Annotated in this window: 14 protein-coding genes; 7 read left to right on the top strand and 7 right to left on the bottom strand. The window is 60.6% G+C overall.

Translation table 11 applies throughout. The features are described 5' to 3' along the window. Nucleotides 1–53: 53 nt before the first annotated feature. Nucleotides 54–929: a glycosyltransferase family 2 protein gene (locus tag LDZ24_RS10520; protein WP_248322338.1), complete on the top strand. Its 876-nt coding sequence runs from the start codon at nucleotides 54–56 to the stop codon at nucleotides 927–929. Between the two features lie 34 nt (nucleotides 930–963). Here the strand turns inward: LDZ24_RS10520 and LDZ24_RS10515 are convergent, their stop codons facing one another. Beyond that, nucleotides 964–3,135 carry a glycosyltransferase gene (locus LDZ24_RS10515; protein WP_371747343.1) on the bottom strand — a complete coding sequence of 724 codons (2,172 nt, stop codon included), beginning with the start codon at nucleotides 3,133–3,135 and terminating at the stop codon, nucleotides 964–966. A 390-nt stretch (nucleotides 3,136–3,525) separates the two neighbouring features. Between LDZ24_RS10515 and LDZ24_RS10510 the strand changes: the two genes are divergently transcribed. The 6 genes from LDZ24_RS10510 (at nucleotide 3,526) to LDZ24_RS10485 (ending at nucleotide 13,397) form a co-directional block, all read left to right on the top strand. After that, nucleotides 3,526–4,344, top strand: coding sequence for an ABC transporter permease (locus tag LDZ24_RS10510; protein WP_248320402.1), 819 nt, complete (start codon nucleotides 3,526–3,528; stop codon nucleotides 4,342–4,344). Nucleotides 4,345–4,347: 3 nt separating this feature from the next. Then, nucleotides 4,348–5,061 (top strand): ABC transporter ATP-binding protein, encoded by a 714-nt coding sequence (locus tag LDZ24_RS10505; RefSeq protein WP_248320401.1) that lies wholly within the window; start codon nucleotides 4,348–4,350, stop codon nucleotides 5,059–5,061. A 141-nt stretch (nucleotides 5,062–5,202) separates the two neighbouring features. After that, complete coding sequence (locus tag LDZ24_RS10500) at nucleotides 5,203–7,380, top strand: glycosyltransferase (RefSeq protein WP_248320400.1); 2,178 nt, start codon at nucleotides 5,203–5,205, stop codon at nucleotides 7,378–7,380. Between the two features lie 45 nt (nucleotides 7,381–7,425). Further along, a complete protein-coding gene (locus tag LDZ24_RS10495) occupies nucleotides 7,426–9,540 on the top strand; it encodes a class I SAM-dependent methyltransferase (protein ID WP_248320399.1) in 2,115 nt (704 codons plus the stop codon). 82 nt (nucleotides 9,541–9,622) lie between these two features. Next, a complete protein-coding gene (locus tag LDZ24_RS10490) occupies nucleotides 9,623–11,734 on the top strand; it encodes a glycosyltransferase (RefSeq protein ID WP_248320398.1) in 2,112 nt (703 codons plus the stop codon). Between the two features lie 73 nt (nucleotides 11,735–11,807). Further along, nucleotides 11,808–13,397: a hypothetical protein gene (locus tag LDZ24_RS10485; RefSeq protein WP_248320397.1), complete on the top strand. Its 1,590-nt coding sequence runs from the start codon at nucleotides 11,808–11,810 to the stop codon at nucleotides 13,395–13,397. 60 nt (nucleotides 13,398–13,457) lie between these two features. Here the strand turns inward: LDZ24_RS10485 and LDZ24_RS10480 are convergent, their stop codons facing one another. From LDZ24_RS10480 to LDZ24_RS10455, 6 genes are all read right to left on the bottom strand, one after another. Next, on the bottom strand, nucleotides 13,458–13,832 hold the full coding sequence (locus tag LDZ24_RS10480) for a GtrA family protein (RefSeq protein ID WP_248320396.1): 375 nt from the start codon (nucleotides 13,830–13,832) through the stop codon (nucleotides 13,458–13,460). Nucleotides 13,833–13,962: 130 nt separating this feature from the next. After that, nucleotides 13,963–14,700 (bottom strand): glycosyltransferase family 2 protein, encoded by a 738-nt coding sequence (locus LDZ24_RS10475; RefSeq protein ID WP_248320395.1) that lies wholly within the window; start codon nucleotides 14,698–14,700, stop codon nucleotides 13,963–13,965. 2 nt (nucleotides 14,701–14,702) lie between these two features. Continuing rightward, nucleotides 14,703–15,077 carry a capsular biosynthesis protein gene (locus LDZ24_RS10470; protein WP_248320394.1) on the bottom strand — a complete coding sequence of 125 codons (375 nt, stop codon included), beginning with the start codon at nucleotides 15,075–15,077 and terminating at the stop codon, nucleotides 14,703–14,705. 34 nt (nucleotides 15,078–15,111) lie between these two features. Continuing rightward, a complete protein-coding gene (locus LDZ24_RS10465) occupies nucleotides 15,112–16,587 on the bottom strand; it encodes a capsular biosynthesis protein (RefSeq protein WP_248320393.1) in 1,476 nt (491 codons plus the stop codon). Further along, entirely contained in the window at nucleotides 16,584–17,501 is a 918-nt protein-coding gene (locus LDZ24_RS10460; RefSeq protein WP_248320392.1) for a lysylphosphatidylglycerol synthase domain-containing protein, read from the bottom strand. The genes LDZ24_RS10465 and LDZ24_RS10460 overlap by 4 nt, the downstream gene beginning before the upstream one ends. Further along, the gene (locus LDZ24_RS10455; RefSeq protein ID WP_248320391.1) at nucleotides 17,488–18,336 is read right to left on the bottom strand and encodes a glycosyltransferase family 2 protein; all 849 of its coding nucleotides are present in this window, start codon (nucleotides 18,334–18,336) and stop codon (nucleotides 17,488–17,490) included. The genes LDZ24_RS10460 and LDZ24_RS10455 overlap by 14 nt, the downstream gene beginning before the upstream one ends. Nucleotides 18,337–18,447 lie beyond the last annotated feature (111 nt).

The raw sequence follows: 18,447 nt of genomic DNA, 5'->3' as shown, positions 1-18,447 counted from the left end.
AGGCGCCGTCGAACGCCGCGCGCGCCGATCCGCGACTGGCGCTGCTCGGGGCCGTGGTCGTGTTCTATAACCCGGACGCCGGTTGTATCGAGCGAGCGAATCGGCTTGCGCAATGGTGCCGCTGCGTCGTCGTGGACAACACGCCGGGACGCGAAGCTAGCGCGCGCATCGGCGCGCAGCTCGACGCGTCTATCGTCTACTTGCCGAATCACGAGAACCTCGGGATCGCCACGGCGCTGAATGTCGGCATCGAATCGCTGATTGCAGATGGCTTTCGGATCGCCATGCTGTTCGATCAGGATAGCGATTCCACGCTCCAACTGATCACCGGATTGGCCGACGTCGCGCAAGCGGCCATCGCGCGCGGCGAGCCGGTCGCGCTCGTCGGACCGGCCTATGAAGACGCGCGCCTGCGCGGGCTCGCCCCGTTCGTTCGCTTTGGCTATTTCCGTCTCCAACGCGTGATCCCGGACGGCGACGTGCCGATCGACGTCGACTTTCTCATCACATCCGGCTCGTGCGTGAATCTCGCGTGCTGGCGTGACATCGGCCCGATGGACGACTCCCTTTTCATCGATTTCGTCGATACCGAGTGGTGCATACGCGCGAAGTCGCGCGGATTTCGCGTCCTAGGCGTGCCCTGGATCGGCATGCGTCACGAACTGGGCGATGAGCCGATCCGCGCGTTCGGGCGTAACTATCCGATGCACAGCGCCGTGCGCCACTATTATCTCTTCAGGAATGCCGTCGCGTTACTCAAGCGCGGCTATGTGCCGTGGACGTGGAAGTCCACCGAGCTCATCAAGCTGCCGGTGCGCATCCTGATCTATGCGTGCTTCACGCCCGACGGCGCCACTCACGTCAAAATGGCGTTCCGCGGCCTCTGGCACGGTCTGGTCGGACGCATGGGGCCGCTGAGGAGCCGCTGAGGAGCCGCTCTCCGCGGCCCGGGCAGACCGCTTTTCAATCGAACTGCGCGAGGCGCGGCTCGTCGGCAAGCGCGAAAGGGTGCTTCGCGGTGTCGAGCGAGAGATTCGGGTTGTAGGCGGGATCGCGCGACAGCATGTGGCCCCAGCGGCTCTCCATGAGGCGCACTTCGCGCTGGAAGCGCTGAAATTTCTCGGGCGCCATGTCGGAGCCGCGCGTGGCCGATTCGTGGTGGTAGAGCTCGGCATGCGGCGTCCACACATTGCGGTAGCCTGCTTCGCGCACGCGAATGCAGAAGTCGACGTCGTTGAATGCGACGGCGAAGTCTTCGTCGAGCCCGCCGACTTCTTCGTAGACCGACTTGCGAATGACGAGGCATGCGGCTGTCACGACGGAAAGATTCTGCGTGGCGACGGCTCGTCCGAAATAGCCGAAGAGCCCGCGCCGCATCTTGTAGTGCATATGACCGGCCACGCCGCCGAGACCGAGCACGACGCCGCCATGCTGCAATGTGTCGTTCGGATACCAGAGACACGCGCCGACGGCCCCGTTGCCGGGTTGCGCGGCGATGGACACCATTTCCTCGAGCCAGTCCGGCGTGATGACTTCGATATCGTTGTTGAGCAGGCAGACGAATTCGCCTTGCGCGAGCGCCACGGCCGCGTTGTTGAGCGCCGAGAAGTTGAACGGGCGGTTGTCGCGCACGACGCGCACGGCGGGCCTTGCCTGCAACGTCTCGAAATAGTCGAGCGTCTCGGGTTTCACGCTGCCGTTGTCGACCACGATGATCTCGAAGTTCGGATACGAGCTCTTGGCAAAAATGCTCTGGATGCATTGGCGCAGCAAGTCGACGCCGTCGCGTGTCGGTATCACGATGGACACGAGCGGCGCAGGCGAGGGTAGCGCATACCGCACGCGCAGAATGCCGATATCGCTCGCGAGTTGTCCGACCGTTGCACGCACGCCGGCGCGCGCGAAATGTTCCTCGACCGCGCGAAGGCCTGCCGTGAGCGCGTAAGGCTTCTCCGTGCCGGCGCCCGCCGTGCTGCCGGGAACGATGCGCCAGTGATAGAGCACATGCGGGATGTGGTGCACTGCTGCCTGACCCGCAATCGCCACGCACCGCAGCGCCAGATCATGGTCCTGGCTGCCTTCGAAACCTTTGCGAAATCCGCCCGCCTGCCGCACGAGCGCCGTTTCGTACACGCCCAAATGCGAGAACAGGTTCTGCACGAGGAAAAGTTCGGGATTCCAGTCGCTCTTGAAGTACGGTTCGGTGCGCTGGCCTTCCGGGGAGAGCTTGTCTTCGTCGCTGTAAAAGAGGCGCGCGGTCGAATGCGCGTTGATCGCCTGCGCGACCATGAACAGCGCGTGCTCGGGCAGCAAGTCGTCGTGATCGAGCAAGGCGACGTATTCGCCGCTCGCGAGCGCAAGCGCACTATTGCTCGCTTCGGAAATGTGGCCGTTCCGCTCCCGCAGCGCGAGCTTGATGCGTTCATCGCTCGACGCATACTCGCGCAGCGTCGCGATGACTTCCGGCCGTGTGGAAGCGTCGTCGGCGATGCAGAGTTCCCAATGCGGATAGATCTGCGCCTGCACCGATTCGATCATCCCGCGAAGCAACGTGACATCGCTGTTGTACGTCGGCACGAGAACGGAAATGAGCGGCTGCTTCGGCAGCGCGCCGGCCCGTGCGCGCAAAGCGACGCGCTTCGCATCGTCGATGGTGTCGTGCTGCGCGATCCAGCGCGCGTACGCTTCCGGGCTGTTGTCGAACTGTTCGCTCGCGAGGATGCGGCGGCCGCGCCGCACGATGCCGTCGATGCCTTCCTTGCGGAAGATCGCATAGTAGTGCGCGAGCGCGGAACGCAGGCCGCCGCGCATGCGCACGGCGCGCATAGCCGACTCGAACGACCGGTTCACCTGCTGCGCCCGGACCGACGCCGCGCGCAGCGGTGCCGTGGCACGCCACGACATGGACGTGCGCAGGGCGGTCAGTTCCGCTTCGAGCAGCGCAATGCTTTTCTGATCGTCCTCGTTCGCCGAAGAGGCACGCCTGGACGACGCGAGCCGGCGCTGCAGGTCCGCGACCGTCGCTTCGAGCGTCGCGATGCGCTCGGCATCCGTCGCGACGCCAGAAGCGTGTTCGTGCGCGGTATCGGTGCTCTGCAGGGACGGCGGCGTGCCGCGCGAAGTGGGTAGCGTCATTCGGGCTGAGGGCGGCGTGCGGCCGGCGAGCGCCGTGCCGTCTTTCCCGCTCGTTTTTCGGACGGATCGAAGATTATATCGGACCTCAGGCGTGCGCCGAGACGGCAAAAGTTGCTTCGAGAAGTAACGCGGATGAACCCGGGTCGCGTACCGGCGGTCGGATGACCGTGCAAGGCAAGCGGCTGCTCACGTTGGAAGTTCGGGGTCTCGACTATTACAATACGGCCTCGATATCGCGGCCAGCCGCCTTTTCGGGCGAACTGGCCACACGGCGCGGCACGCGCCGTTGTGTTCAGCGCGGACAATTTGCGCCGCTTACTCGCTGCGCTCCGAGCTACCATGGCCTGATGGCGGAACCGCCATCCGGAATTACAAGGGTCTATCTTTACAATGCAACGACAACTTACGGTGCGAGGCGGCGAGACGAAAGCGGTCCTCGCCTCGCGCGACGTGCTTGATGGCATTCACGCCTACCCGATCTGGTCCACGCTTGCTTGGCAGGATATCCGCCAGCGCTACCGGCGCTCGGTTCTCGGGCCGTTCTGGATCACGCTCACGATGGTCGTCACCATCGCCGGCATGGGCCCCCTCTACGGCGCGCTGCTCAATATCAGCATGGTGGAGTTCGTGCCTTACCTCGCGCTTGGCATCATCACGTGGGGTCTCATTTCGACGTTGATTCTCGACGGCTGCATGGTGTTCATCGGCTCGGACAGCATCGTGCGGTCGGTGCGCCTGCCCATCACGCTGCATGTTTACCGCACCGTCTATCGCAACGTGCTCTTCTTCGCGCACAACATCCTCGCGTACGTCCCGGTGCTGCTGTACCTGAAGCTCGCCCCGCGGCTCGAATGGCTCATGGCGATTCCCGGGCTCCTCATCATCGTGCTTGCCGCGATCCCGCTCAACATCATTCTCGGCATTTTCTGCGCGCGTTTTCGCGACATGCAGCCGATCGTCGGCAGCGTCGTGCAACTGGCGTTCTTTCTCACGCCGATTTTCTGGAAGCCGTCGGCGCTCGGTCATCGCGCCTATGTCGTGGATTTCAACCCGCTCTACATGTTCGTCGAACTCGTGCGCGGGCCGATGTACGGCGCGGGGCTCAATCCCAAGGTTTATATCGGCGCGGGCATCACGACCCTGATTCTTTACGCGATCGCCATTCCGCTTTTCATTCGCTTCCGTTCTCGCATCGCGTTCTGGATCTAGGTCATGGCATTTCTCAAACTCGAAAACTGCAGTCTGAATCTGCCGGTCTATGGCGCAGGCAATCGGTCACTGAAGCAAATGGTCTTGTCGGCTGCAACGGGCGGTCGAATCGCCGCAGATAGCCGCAAGCTCACCGTCGTCGAAGCTTTGCGCGACGTCAGCCTCGACGTTGCGGCGGGCGACCGTGTGGGCCTCGTCGGGCACAACGGGGCGGGGAAAACCACGCTCCTGCGCCTGCTTGCCGGCATCTACGAACCGAGCGCGGGTTCGTTCTTCTCCGAAGGCCGGGTGACGAGCCTGCTGGACCTGACGCTTGGCCTCGACTACGAGGCGACCGGATACGAGAACATCGTTCTGCGCGGATTGATTCTCGGCGCATCGAAGGCCGAGATGACGCGGCTTACGCCCGCGATCGCCGAATTCTCCGAACTCGGCAACTACCTCAACATGCCGGTGCGCACGTATTCGAGCGGTATGGTGCTGCGGCTCGCATTCGCCATCGTCACAAGCGTCCATGCAGACATTCTGCTGATGGACGAATGGCTCTCCGTCGGTGACGCTTCGTTCGTTCAGAAAGCCGAAAAGCACATGCACGAGTTCGTCGGAAAGGCGGACATACTCGTGCTGGCGTCGCACAACGAAAACATCATCCGCGACTTGTGCAACGTGATCGTCGAACTGGAACACGGCACGGTCAAGGATGTACGGCGGGTTTGAAGCTGCATCGTTACACTTCGTACCCGAAGGGCTCGCGAAGTCCCGCGCAATCTCGTCGTCGGCGAGCGGGCGCAGCGGCTTTCCATGCTCGGCGTCCCAGGAGACAGGAGAAGCCATGAAACCGCGCACGTCAGGGCCCGTATGCCGGGGTTGAGCGTCTTCGTCACCCGCGAACTGTTTCCGTTCACGCCGGGCGGTATCGGCCGGGCATTGGCCAACATGCTGGACGCATCCGATATGCATGGTGACGCCGCCGGCCCGCGCGCGGTCGTCTTTCTCGGAGAGCCGCTCGACGCCGCCGCTTTCGAAGCGCGGTTTCCCGCCGTGCGGCTCGTCAATGCGTCGCCCGAGACTTATGTGCAGCAGGATGGCGAACTGGCCTATCCGCGCGTCGATCACTACACGACACACCGGCTGCATGCCGAATCGGTTCGCGCCATGCAGGCGCTGAAGCGCCTGGAACGCGACGAAGGTCCGCTTGGCTATGTCGAGTTCCCCGACTGGGGCGCCGTGGCGTTCGCTTCGGTGCAGGAAAAGCGTCTCGGGCTGGCATTCCGCGATACGACGCTCGCGGTGCGCCTGCATACGTCGGACAGCATGCTGAGTGCGATGGAGGCGAAGCCTGTCGACCTGGCATCGCTTATTCTGTATGACCTCGAGCGGAAGGCGCTGGCCGATTGCGATCTCGTCATCGGCCAGGTCGAGGGCACGGCGCGCGCTATGCAGTCCTTCTTCGACTTCGATGATGCGGCGTGGCTTCCGCGACTCGCAATCGATCCTCCGCCCGTCGTGCTCGATAGCGGGACGCCGGTGTCGTCGTCGGTTGCTCCGGGTCCTACCACCGCGATCGTATTTTCCTCCAAGATCCAGCGCATCAAGCGTCCCGACGTATTCGTGCGTGGCTGCTGCGACTTTCTGCGCGCGACGCCGGAGTATCGCGGTGTCGTGCATCTGACGGCGATGGCACCGGACGCCGCCTATTTCGACGAAATAAGGGGCCTCGTGCCGCCCGATCTTCTTGCGCGTTTCGCTTTCGACTCCGGTACGGACTCGTCGATGCGACAGGCGATCATTCGCGATTCGGTCTGTGTGTTTCCAGGCACGTTCGAATCGTTCTGCCTGGCTGCCTACGAAGCGTCGCTCGCGGGCGCGGTCTGTGTCGTGAACGGTGCCAATCCGGCGTTCTCGGATGAATCGCCGTGGCGAGATGGCGTGAATTGCACCAAGTTCGATGGATCGCCGGGAGACTTGTCTCAAACGCTGAGCCGCCTATTCGCCACGGGCACGCCGGTCGCCGTTGCCCATGCAACGGCAACCGCCCGGACGCCGGTTCCGCCGCAGACCGCCGGTCACGCCGGTGCCGGCGCCGACACGCACGACCCCTTGCTCGTGAGCGTGCTGGTCCCGCACTACAACCTCGGCGATTACCTCGAGCGTACTGTCGAGAGCGCGCTGGCGTCGACTCATACGAACATCGAAGTCATCGTGGTCGATGACGCGTCCACCGATCCCGCCAGCCGCGAAACCGTAACAAAGCTCGCCAAGCGCGGAGACGCGCGTATCCGCGTGATACAGTCGCGGCAAAACGGCGGACTGGCTGCCACTCGTAACATCGCGCTGAGTCATGCTCGCGGAGCGTTCGCGCTGACGCTGGATGCCGATGATCTGATCGATCCGCGCTTCATTTCTATCGCGGTGCAAGGGCTTCGACGCAATCCGGACATGTCGTTCGTAGTCCCACAAACGGCCTATTTCGACGACACGGATGTGTCCGATCCTTCGTTGACGGCATGGCCGCAGTGCATGACGTTTGTCGGTGAAGCGCGGGCGTCGGGGTTTCTCGTCAACCGGTTTTCGACCGCATGCATCTTTGGAAGAATCGAAGCCTTTCGCGCCTATCCGTACGACGAGTCGCTGAGCGCCTATGAGGATTGGGATATGTACATGCGCGCAGTGATGAACCGTTGCCGGTTCCTCGTGACGAACGCCGTGCATTTCTACTATCGCCGTCGCGCGAGCTCGATGATTCATGGTGAAGCGGCGAAACGCCGTCTGGCGTTCTACTATCACGACCTTCTGCGGGCAAAGACGGTTCGTGCCGGTCGGAACGTGCTGCCAATGTATCTTCTCGAAGCAGTCGGCGGCGGCGCTCAGGGAGAATCGGTGGAGCACCTTCGCGCCAGACTCGCCGCGTATGAAAACAGCTTGTTCGTGCGCGCAGCGCTTGCTTTGCGCGCTCGCGCGAACCGTCTGCCGAGGTGGATGTACGCCGTCTTCCGGCGCGTCGGCAATATGCTTCGGGGCGCCAACCATACATAGGTTAAGCTTTCGCCATTTGCGAAGGAAAATTTCGAGAAAAACGGCATGTCACCAGTTAATCAAGACTACTGGCAGAGCCAGGTCGGCACCGAATATCGGCGTCAGCAGGAATGGCGCAGCGATCTCGGCAATTCCAATTATCGCGAGCAGGAAGCGTGGGTCGTTGCGCATCTCCAGGCACTCAGCGGGAAGCTCGGCAGACCGGTGGACGTCCTTGACTTCGGGTGCGGATTCGGCCGCATGGCGCGCGTGCTTTCGCAATATCCGTTCGTACGCTATCACGGCTACGATTTCTCTGAGGCCATGGCCCGGGAGTTGATCGACACGCCGCCCGCCGGACTCGACGCAGCGCAGGCCGTGCGAATCGCGCCTACGGCTGCGCAAGCGTTTGCCGAACGCCGCTTCGACGTGGTGTTTACCGTCTCCGTGCTCATCCATAACGCGCATGACGAGGCCGCGCGCATACTGGCCGACATGAAGTCGCTGTTGGCGCCCGATGGCTATCTTCTTCTCATCGAGAATCAACTGGTTCCCTTCGAGATCAAGGAGAACAACTGGCATGCCGGGTGTTGGCTCCACGATTACGTCGGCGACCTCGCCAGCGACTTCAACGTGGATGTCATTCACGGTCGCATTCCTAATCACGACGTCTATCTGCTGCGTCCGCTCGCAGACGGTGAACGTAGGGTCACGCTCTTCGACGGCGACGAAGCGGCCCGTCCTCTTTCGGAAGACGAACGGCTGCGTCTGAGTGTTCCGCGCTTGAAGATCGCGCTGAAGGGCTTGGAGAGCGAGCTCGAACATCGTGACTTCGCCACGGTCGAGGCGCGTTTGCATGACTTCGCGGAAAAGAACTCAATTCAGGCGAAGACCCTCGAAGAGCAGCGTCGAACCATCGAAGAGCAGCAGCGCGCGCTGACCGAGCAGAGCCAAAAGCTCAATGAGCAAATCGAGGCTCACCGCGAAGCACAGCGCAGTCTGGAAAAGCTCACCGCCGAATGTGAGGCGCTGCGAAGCGTGCAGCACTTGCGCAAGAGTCTTCAGCAGCAACTGGTGCGCACGCAGGCTGAATCGCCGGCCATTCACGTCGTACCGGACGCGCGCGACGACTCGGCGCTCAAGAGCTTCGAGAGCGCGTTTCCGACGGAGCGGTCGTTCGAATGGCAATCGATACGCGATACGCAATACGCGAATGCCGACTCGCGCTTCGATCAGGTCTGCCACATCTTCAATGTCGACTGGTTAGGCATACGTTCCGCTGTCGGCGCGCTGCCCGGCTGGAAGCTCTCGGTTCCGTCCACTCGGGGCATACCGGTCGCGGATATCGAACGGATCATCGCACTGCTTCAGCAGCACCGCATCCGCAAACTCGTGCTTCATGGCATTTCCGATCCGATGTACGCCTTGTCGCGGGCCTTGTCGCGCGTGGGCTTCGACGATCAGTCTCTGGTGTGGCACGGCACCACCGCGCAGTGGGTCTGGGACGATGAGCGCCGTTTTGCACTTCAAGCCATTCAGATGGCGCGTAATGGCGAAGTTCGCCGCTTCAGCGCGATCCGCCGCGGCCTCGGTCCGGTGATCGGTGAGCGCAACTTCGCGCCGCAGCTCGTGAACATGCCGCCCTTGTTCAAGGAGCAAAGCGTGGCGCGCCGGGTTCCCCGTAACGACAAGTGCAGTGTACTGGCTCCGTCCTGGAACGACCTGCGAAAGAACCTTGCGACGAACGTACTGGCGGCGCAATGCGTCGACCGTGTCGACCAGATCTATGTCGTGGCGAAGACCTTCGATCTGCCGAAATGGCTGGCGTCGAAGGTAACGAAGCTCGCGTATCGGGACCATTCGAGCATGCTCGAGGTCATGGCGTCGATGGACGTGGTGCTGAACGTGACGACGATCGACTGTCATCCCATGGTGGACCTCGAATCGATGTCCGTCGGCACGCCCTGCGTGCGTGGTCCGCTGTTTCTTGACGGACTCGAGGACCATGAGTACGTCCGCGCGACAGCGGTGGACAATCCCATGAGCGTGGAGGACGTCAGACAGCGCATCGACCGTGTGTTGAGCACGGACCATGGCGAGATGCAGGGCATGATGTCCGATTACAAATCAGCACTGTTGGAGTTGTCGCGTCAGCGCTACGTAGAATTCCTGAAACTTTGACGGTTCATTCGACATGAGAGTGTTTGTCACCACCGAATTGTTCCCCTTTACGAACGGGGGCATTGGCCGCTCGATAGCGAACATGCTTTCGGTTTCGACCGAAACCGAGCTTGCGCGCACCGCTCTCGTTTGGGTGGGCGACCATCTCGACAGGGCACGTTTTGCTGCGCTCTATCCGCAGGTCAAGCTGGTCTTGGCGTCGAGGCAGACATACCGGCTCGCCGATGCGAACGGCACGAGCTATCCGCCGGAATGGGCATTCACCGATTCTGAATGGCACTGGCTGTCCGTCAGTGCCATGCAGGGCGTGCGTCAACTCGCGGAGGAAGTCGGCAAGCTGGACTACGTGGAGTTTCCTGACTGGGGAGGCCTCGGCTTCGCGACAATCCAGGAGAAGCTGCTCGGGACGGCGTTCCAGGACACCGTGCTCGCGGTGCGGCTGCACACGGCGGACAGCCTGCTAGCCGATGTCGATCACCGGCCAGCGACGCGGCAGACAGCCGTGATTTTCGACCTCGAACGCAAGGCATTGGCCGATTGCGATCTGATCGTCGCCCAGTTGCCCGAGGTGGCGAACGCCATTCAGACATTCTTCTCATTCTCCGACGAGGAATGGTCCCCGCGGGCGTGCCTTCATGCGTCGCCGGTGCTGCTGGATGTCGGCCCGGTGGCGACGCGGTCCATCGAACCCAGTCTCGACTTGAACATCGTTTTCTCATCGAAGATTCAGCATCTCAAGCGTCCTGAACTCTTCGTCCGTGGATGCTGTGGGTTCCTGAGAGCGACACCTGAGTATCATGGCTCGATCATTTTCGCGGCTCACTCGACGGACGAAAGCGTCGAGCGCATCCGACGCCTGATTCCGGCGGATGTATCGAACCGCTTCCAGTTCCTCGGCACGCTGAGCGCGATGGAACGTCACGCCATCGTGTCTCGCTCCGTGTGCGTGACCGCTTCGTCATTCGAATCGTTTTGCCTGTCGGCGTACGAAGCCTCGCTTTCCGGCGGCATATGCGTGCTGAACGGGACGAATCCGGCGTTCGGCGAGCATTCGCCGTGGCATGAAGGCATCAATTGCGTGAAGTTCGACGGCACCGCCGCCGGCCTCGCCGAGGCGCTGGGACGCGCAGTCAAGGGCGGCGCGCGCGAGGTGGTGACCACGCCTCAGACTCCTGCGCCGTGGACGTTCGCCGTCGCGAAGCGCTCGCCTGTGCGGGGCACGGCGCCGGACCCGCTCGTGTCGGTCGTCGTTCCGCACTACAACCTGGGAGTGTACCTGCATCGAACGATCGACTCGGTGCTAGCCTCGACCTACGCCAACGTCGAGATTATCGTGGTTGACGACTGTTCGACGGACAACTTCAGCCAGATGACGATCGAGCGGCTGGAAGGCGTTCACGAACGCTTGCGCATCGTGCGCAACGAGATGAATCTCGGCCTCGCGGCGACGCGAAACGTCGCGCTAACGCACGTACGCGGCGAGTACGTGTTGACGCTCGACGCCGACGATCTCATCAACCCCAATTTCATCGAACTCGCGGTGCAGGCGCTCAACACCTCGCCGGACCATGATTTCGTGGTGCCGCAGGCGGGTTTCTTCCACGACGCCGAAGAAGGGCAAATTGGCCAGCGGGTCTCGTTTCCCGACTACGCCGTGTTTTACGGCGAAGCCCGTGCGGTCGGCATGCTGGAGAACCGCTTTTCGACGGCGACCTGCATGGCAAGAACGTCCGTCTTGCGCGAACTCAGGTACCGCGAAGAATTGGAGGCTTACGAAGACTGGGATCTCTATATGCGTGCCGTGATGGCCGGAAAGCGCTTCATCGTCACGAACGGCATTCACTTCTTCTATCGCAGACGCGCGGAATCGATGTTCCATTCGGCCGATCGGGTGGCGCGGCATCGAGTGCTTTATCACGATCTGCTGCGCAAAAAGCCGCTGATGCTCGGCCAGTCGAGACTTCCGTTGTACGTGGTGGAGGGCGGCGTGCCGGCCGCAGCCGTGACCGACGCTTCAGTCTCCGAGGAACTGCAAACGGCACGGGCGCGCGTCGAATTCTTCGAGAAAAGCCGCACCGTTTTCCTGGCCATTCGCTTGAACCAGGCTCTGCATCGTGTGGCGCCCTGGACACTCCCAATCCTCTTGCGCGGCGCCAAACTGGCTCGCGCAGTGCGTAGGCGAATCGCCGCGTAGCGACAGCCGATGCTGCGCGAGCAGCATCGGCTGTCGCGCTCCGTCTGTAGGGCACACGTTTATCGAACTCGGGATGCGCTCGACTTCCTCGCTTAAGCATATGAAATGCAAACTCGCTTCTCTTTTTGTCGTTGTTGCGTCGCTTTGCTTGTTCGTCCTGTATCCATTGAGCGTGTGCTCGGCGCAGCTGAAAGTCCGGGTCGGTGTCGCGTTAGTCGGCGCACTCGTTTCGGCTCTGGTGTGCGCTGCGGTTTATCTATTGCTGTCTGAGAGGAGAGCCATCAGCAACGTTGCTGCGTTCGTCACGGCGACCGGTGTTCAGCTTGCGGCAGCGGTTCTTATCCTGACCATTCCCACCATCGGCGCGCTGTATTGGGACACGCATCACACGCTCGAACTGACTGCAATGGCGATCTACAGCGACTGGCGATCCTTTCTCTTCGAGGTGACGAGCGCGTACATTCTGCTGTTCGCCGATCACGTCTATGCCGTTCCGATCGTCGGCGCCATGCTGTGCGCCATAGCGCTCTCGCTGCCGGTCCTGTGGGCGCGCAAACCGTGGCGCATCGCGCTGCTTGCGATCGTGATTGGCGTCTCGCCTTATTACTTGCGCCAGTCGACGCAGTTCTTCACCGATTCCTTCTTCGCTGCCTTCACGGTGTTCGCTTGTCATGCACTGTTGGCCTTCATTCGGCGGAGCGAGGCGCGCCTCGGCGGAACGGTTGCTATTGGCGTTTCGTTCGTGGCGTGCGCCGTGTTCGCGACCTTCACACGTCACAATGGGTTGATCAACGCAGTGGTCTTTCTGGCGGCGCTCATTGTGTTCCCGAAGCGGCGCATGCCGTCTTGGGGAGTGGCCGTCTGCATGCTCATTGCGCTAGCGTCGACGAGCGCTATCAAAGGCTCCGCACTGTACCCCGAAGCACATCCGGACGCATCGACCACGAATCGCAACTTCCAGACCGTGGCATTGCTGCTCAACCCGTGGGGAGCGCTGCTTACCAGTCAGCCGGCATATCGCACGCCATCAAGATCTTTCGATGAGCAAGTGTTGTCGCGCTTTATCGACCCCAAGTTCGTGGTGGCGCATTACACACCGTCCTCGTCGATACCGCTGTGGGAAAAGTTCGCTGATCCGTGGCGGACCATTCCGGATGATCAGACAAAGGCGCTCGTGAAATTGAGCGCTATTCGAATCTTCGAGAACTTGCCGATTATCGTTCGTGATCGCTTTCTGATGTCGTCCGGGGCGATTCTGCATCCACAATTCACACCGGACTTCGATAAGATCTGCGCATTGAGCGCACCGCCCGCATGTCCGACAGCGGGGTCAAAGAACGAATATTATCGGAATCAGGTACGTGGTTTCACGTTGGACTGGCCGCAATGGATCAGTCGCCTCGCTCAGCGATACGACGCCGCTCCGGGCACTTCGGTTGTGCTGCTCGCATCGATTGTCTGGCTTTTTGCAGGCTGGCTTATCAAGCGAAGCAGGGAAGCGTTTCTGTTCTCTGGTCTCGGCTTGTTGAATGCGGCTGCCCTCGTAGCCACCATTCCGACGCCTGAAGCGCGTTACTTCTTCGTGCTCGTGGCGCTGGCTGCCGCGTCGTTTGTTTCTGCGCTTGCGTCGGTCAAAGTACGCACCGCGCCGCCGACCAACTGAGCAGTGTGTATCGCGACATGAGCTGCTGCGGCCTTACCATGAGGCCGCGCGGCTATTCGATCAGCGCATGCGGAGCCTGCCCGTCGTAATCAACGACATGAACTGGAAGTTGCAGTAGAACGTGATCGGCGTGACGACGATCTTCGACACGATCGGCGCGAGCGACAAGTGGTGTGTGAGGAGTTCAATGAGAAACGAAGCGCTCAGGATCGCAATCGCCTGATAGACGATGTAGCAGAGCAACTTGCGCAACAAGTAATGCCCGTGATAACTGAATACACGCCGCACCGAAACAAAGAAAACGAAAAGAACGGCGGCCGTGGCACTCACCGTATTCGATAGCCATACCGGTGCCTTGAGCGCGGTCAGGGTACCGAAAAGGCAAAAGTCGATGAGCCAGCCAAGCCCCGAGACGAAGCCGAATCGCATCAGCATGCTAGACAATCCCCGCAATGTGGGCGTTTGGCAGCGTGGAAGAAGAAAGAATCTGGGCCATGCAAACTTCTCTCGAAATCATTGCTTTGCGGACCGAATAGGTTCTTCTCGGGGAAGTGTTCTCGTTTTCTCAGAGCGACGGCGGATTGGCCCGCAGAAACATGTCGACTTCGGCCGGCGTGCCGAGCGGAATCACGGCTGACTCTGGAACCTCGTGAAGGAAGACGGGCCGGCCCGAGGAAATCAGTTCGTTGTAGAGCGGCGCGATGTATTTCTCACCCTTTTCGATTTTGGACTTGTCGCTGTAATAGGACTGATACGCCTGCAAATACAGCGAGAAGGATGAGAACCAGTACAGCCCGATGGTGGCATGCGGCGATATGCGCACTTTCTCGCGCAGTTCTGTCACGCGCCCGTCGTCATCCGCCGCCGCGAAGCTCCATCCATCGCCCTTGCCCGGAAAGCAGGGCACCCAGCCGTCGCCCCGAACGGCATGCGCCGGCAACGCGTCGGGATGAACGAAGGTGTCGATGTTGTACACGAGCATGGGTTGCGAGGGGTCGAGGATCGCGTCTTTCGCGAGCGTTGCCGTGGTCGCCTGACCGTCGGTCAGGTAGCCGATCTCGATGATACTGCGCTCTTCTATGCCCATCTCTGCCGCCTCGCGCTCGATGAACGCGCGAGCATTGTCTTCCGCGCGAACGATGAAGATGAACCGCGCGCCGGCCTGAACGAAGCTCGAAAGGCTCGCCATCGACCACGTAAACAGTGTCCTTCCATGGGCCACGATTTGGTACTTGGGAATGGCATAGCCGGCATCGCGGAACCGCTTCCCGAGTCCGCCCATCGTCACGATTACGTTGGTCATTGTCATTCTCCGCCGGGTTCTTCACCGACCAGTTTCAGTATTTCGCTATACGACAGTTTGAGAAATTCGTCGGGCCGTATGGCTTTGTCGTCGACATAGAAGCCGCCACGGCCGGGCCAGGGCTTGCCGAGATGCAGTTCGTCGTATGGCACCTGATGTCGATCCAGCCATTCCATCAACTGCTTGCCGGTATTGGCGACGATGCGGCCAATATTCCCGTCATAGGTATTCATGTTGCGCGCCGTGAACAGGATCACGTAGAACCCCTGTTCGCGATATCGGGCGAGTTGCTGCATCATTTCGGGAAATGGCAGCAGGTCGGCATACGATTCGTCTTTGGCCTTCTTAGGACACAACGTTCCGTCGATGTCCAGCACGATGCATTTCTGTTTGCAGAGCATTTTTTCCTCCTCAAAGTTTCCGGTCCAGCGAGTTGAGGATGTCCGCCGCGTTTATCAGGAACGCGATGACTTTCTTCGGCACGTCGATGTGCAGCGGCGCCATGCTGATGAACAGCGATGCTTCGTAGAGCCGTGTGAGTACGGGATCGAAACCGTTTTCGATGAGCTTGCGCTCGAACATATCGGCGGCCCACGGCTTTGGCATCGGATCGATCTGCACGCGGACCTTGAGATCCGAGTCGATGTCGAGCCGGAATAGTCCGTAGTTGATGAAATCGTAGTTGCCGACCACGGAATGCGAAAGCTTGGCGATGTCGTAGTAAGGATTAACGTACAGTTCGTCTTCGGTCTCCGCGCCTTTGGCGTCGATGAAACGCATGAGCCCAGTGGTCTTGCTATACAGAATGTTCGAAAAGCACAGATCGCCGTGACCGATACAAAGACTGTTCTCGATCTGCGCCGGCTTCGCCCGGTCGAGTAACGCCAGATAATGATCGACTAGCGCGCGTACTCCACCGAAGGACGCACGGGCATACGGCTCGATGGCTGCATACGCGGGCAGGGCTTCCAGCTGCTCGATACGCGCAACCAGTTTCGAGCGATAAGCCTCCTCACGCGCACTTTGGGCAGTTGCGCGCGGCACCTCTCGCGTCGGCCGTGATCGCACGAAGAACAGAACCTTGTCGAGAAAGCGTTCGAGATGAAGCTCGTTGAGCGAGCCGTGAATCCACTGAAGCGCCATATCCGGTACGAACAGGCGTTCCATCTTGTAGCTCGCGCCTTGCGCTTCCTGCTGGAAATCGAAAGGCTGCACGAAGAACATCTGCATCGACGCTGGGAGCAGATGATAAAAGTCGTGCTCGCGTTTTAGCTTCACACTTTCGGTCGATCGCTTCAACAACACGAAATCATTGACTGTCTGGACCGAATTGAAGAACCGCGCGTCGAAGTTGCTGGTCAGGTAATCGGTGAACCGCAGTGGATCGCGCAGGTCGATCATGCCCGCGTGATCCGGCACGGACTCGAAACGATCGCCCATTTCCCGAAAAAACGCTTCGGCAGACTCGCCCGACGCAAGGGTTTGCAGGAACGACTGCGCCATGGCGTCGACGAGCACCATGATGTACGGCGAACTCGGATTGAACTGCGCTCTCTCACCGGCCACTCGAAGGTTGTTGCGAGTAAAGCTCAGCTTTTGAAGGAACAGCGAAGCTTCTCTTTCTGCGCAGCCGAACGCGATCCACGCAGGGACGTAGATGACGGTCTGTCGCTCCGAACCCGCGAGTGGAGGCTTCGCCAACGAGTCCGGATAGGCGAGAGCATCGATATCGAGAAAATCGAGTCCCGCCTGTTCGGCCAGGTCCGAGATCCATCGCTCGAGCGAGCGTTTGCGGTAGTAGACATCGGCAAAGCGCTCAATGCCGAATAGGTTACAGACATCACTCGGCGGCGCTTGAGTGTTGTCGTATAGCAGTATCTTCTTCACCTTGCCCATCCTTCACGCTGCGACGCCGAGCCGCGTCGCCAATAACGAAACGCGAACAGCGAGATAAGGCCCGGCATGGCCAGGATCTGAATCTTCCATTGATCGAACAGGGACACCGGTGCGTCGGTGGACGGCCGATGTCCGGCACCATGCGAGATGATGTCCGCGAACTGGCTGACGAGCTGCAACAAGGGATTCCAGCTTCTCAGATCGTGCATGAGCAGGCCGACCGCCAACAGCTCAAAGGCCCAGATAAAAAACGTGATGAGACTGAACGTCAGCACGCGACCGTTCAGTAACGGCCGCGCGAGTTGCGACAGGTCGTTGACCGCTTCCAGAATTCTCAGGACGCGCACTGCTTTCTCATTGCGATAGGTCCGGATGACGTGAAGATTCAGTGCGCCGAGCTGCTCGGGCAGTACGAAGAAGAAGCACAACGTGGCCAGCACGAAAGCGCAGGTCAGCCACAGCACCGGGGCGAGCGAGAAGAGCGCGACATCGGCGTGCGTCACGAGAAGCAGAACGATGGCGCTCACGGCGATCATGTCGAACACCCGCTCGACCCAGACGATGACCAGGCCGCGCGCGTAGCTGCCCGCCTGCTGCCAGGCGAACTCGTTGATGCGGACCAGTTCACCGAGCTTGAACGGAATGAGCGCCGAGCATGCGGCCGTATAGACGTAGAGTCCCAGGAGCTTCCTTAGCCGAATACTTCCCAGGAGCAGGCCCAATCTCAACATACGACCGGCATGCGCCATCACGTAGAGCGCGAGCGGCCCCAACAGAAGGCTCGCCGGAGCCGAGACGAGGCGCGGCCAGGCCAGCGGAAGCCACGACAGCAGTGAGCCTATGAACAGAAGCGCCGACGCGAAGAAGCACCAAAGCGAGAGTCGCCGGTTCTTAGGTTCGCGCATCAGCCTGTCCGGAAAGCGACTGTCTCGACATGCCGTTGTCGAACACAGTCTCGAAGCGGTAGGCGTCCGGCGTGCGCTGAGAATGGTTGGTCTCGAGGAAATAGCGGCGCCGAAAAACGAAGGTGGCGAGAAGCTTCAACACTTGCAGCGATTGCCGAGTGAGCTTCACGTTCGAAACTTGATCGTCTTCCCGCCAGCTTATCGGAAAGAAACGGATCTTCCAGCGATGCCAGACCGTCGCCAGAATCATGTAGTAATTGAAAGTGAGGTTGTCGGCGAAACCCTGGTAGCGCAGATTGCGCACGGAATCGACGCGATACATGTTCAGGCCGGAACCCAGATCGTAGAGACGCTTGCCCGCGGCGGCCGAGAACAGCAGATTGAATACTTCGTTCCCGAAGGTGCGAAAGGCGGAATAGCCCTCGAGCCGCGAGCCCGGCATGAAACGGGCGCCAAGGAGGCAGTCCACTTTCCGATGCTCGCCGCTCTCGATATGGGGAAGCAACTCGCCGATGCTTCCTTGATCGTCGCCGTGCAATACCACGATGTAATCGTGACCCTGAGCGGCTGCGTACGCAAACGCGCTTTTGTGCGAGCCGCCAAGGCCGAGATTATCGACGTTTCGCACGACGCGTACCGGCAAGTCGAGACTGCTAGCGGCGGAGATCGCGGCAGCGACCGTATTATCGGGACTCCGGTTGTCGACAACGATGACTTCCCGGAAAAAGCCTTCGGCACCCTTGAGTTGCCGCAATGTGCGACCGATCTGGCCCTCGCAGTTGTATGCGGGAATAAATACGAGAATGCTTTCGGAGTCGGTTTGGGAGGCCATCATACGTGTTCGGAAACCAGCGCAAGGAGCCGTCGGTGCCATCGGCGGCGATCGCGAGCCGCTCATGGACGGTCGCCAATATTCAGGCCGCTATCTTACCTCAATGAAATTTAA

The organism is Caballeronia sp. Sq4a (assembly GCF_023170545.1).
Taxonomy (GTDB): Bacteria; Pseudomonadota; Gammaproteobacteria; order Burkholderiales; family Burkholderiaceae; genus Caballeronia.
This window is presented reverse-complemented; position numbering and strand designations above follow the sequence as displayed.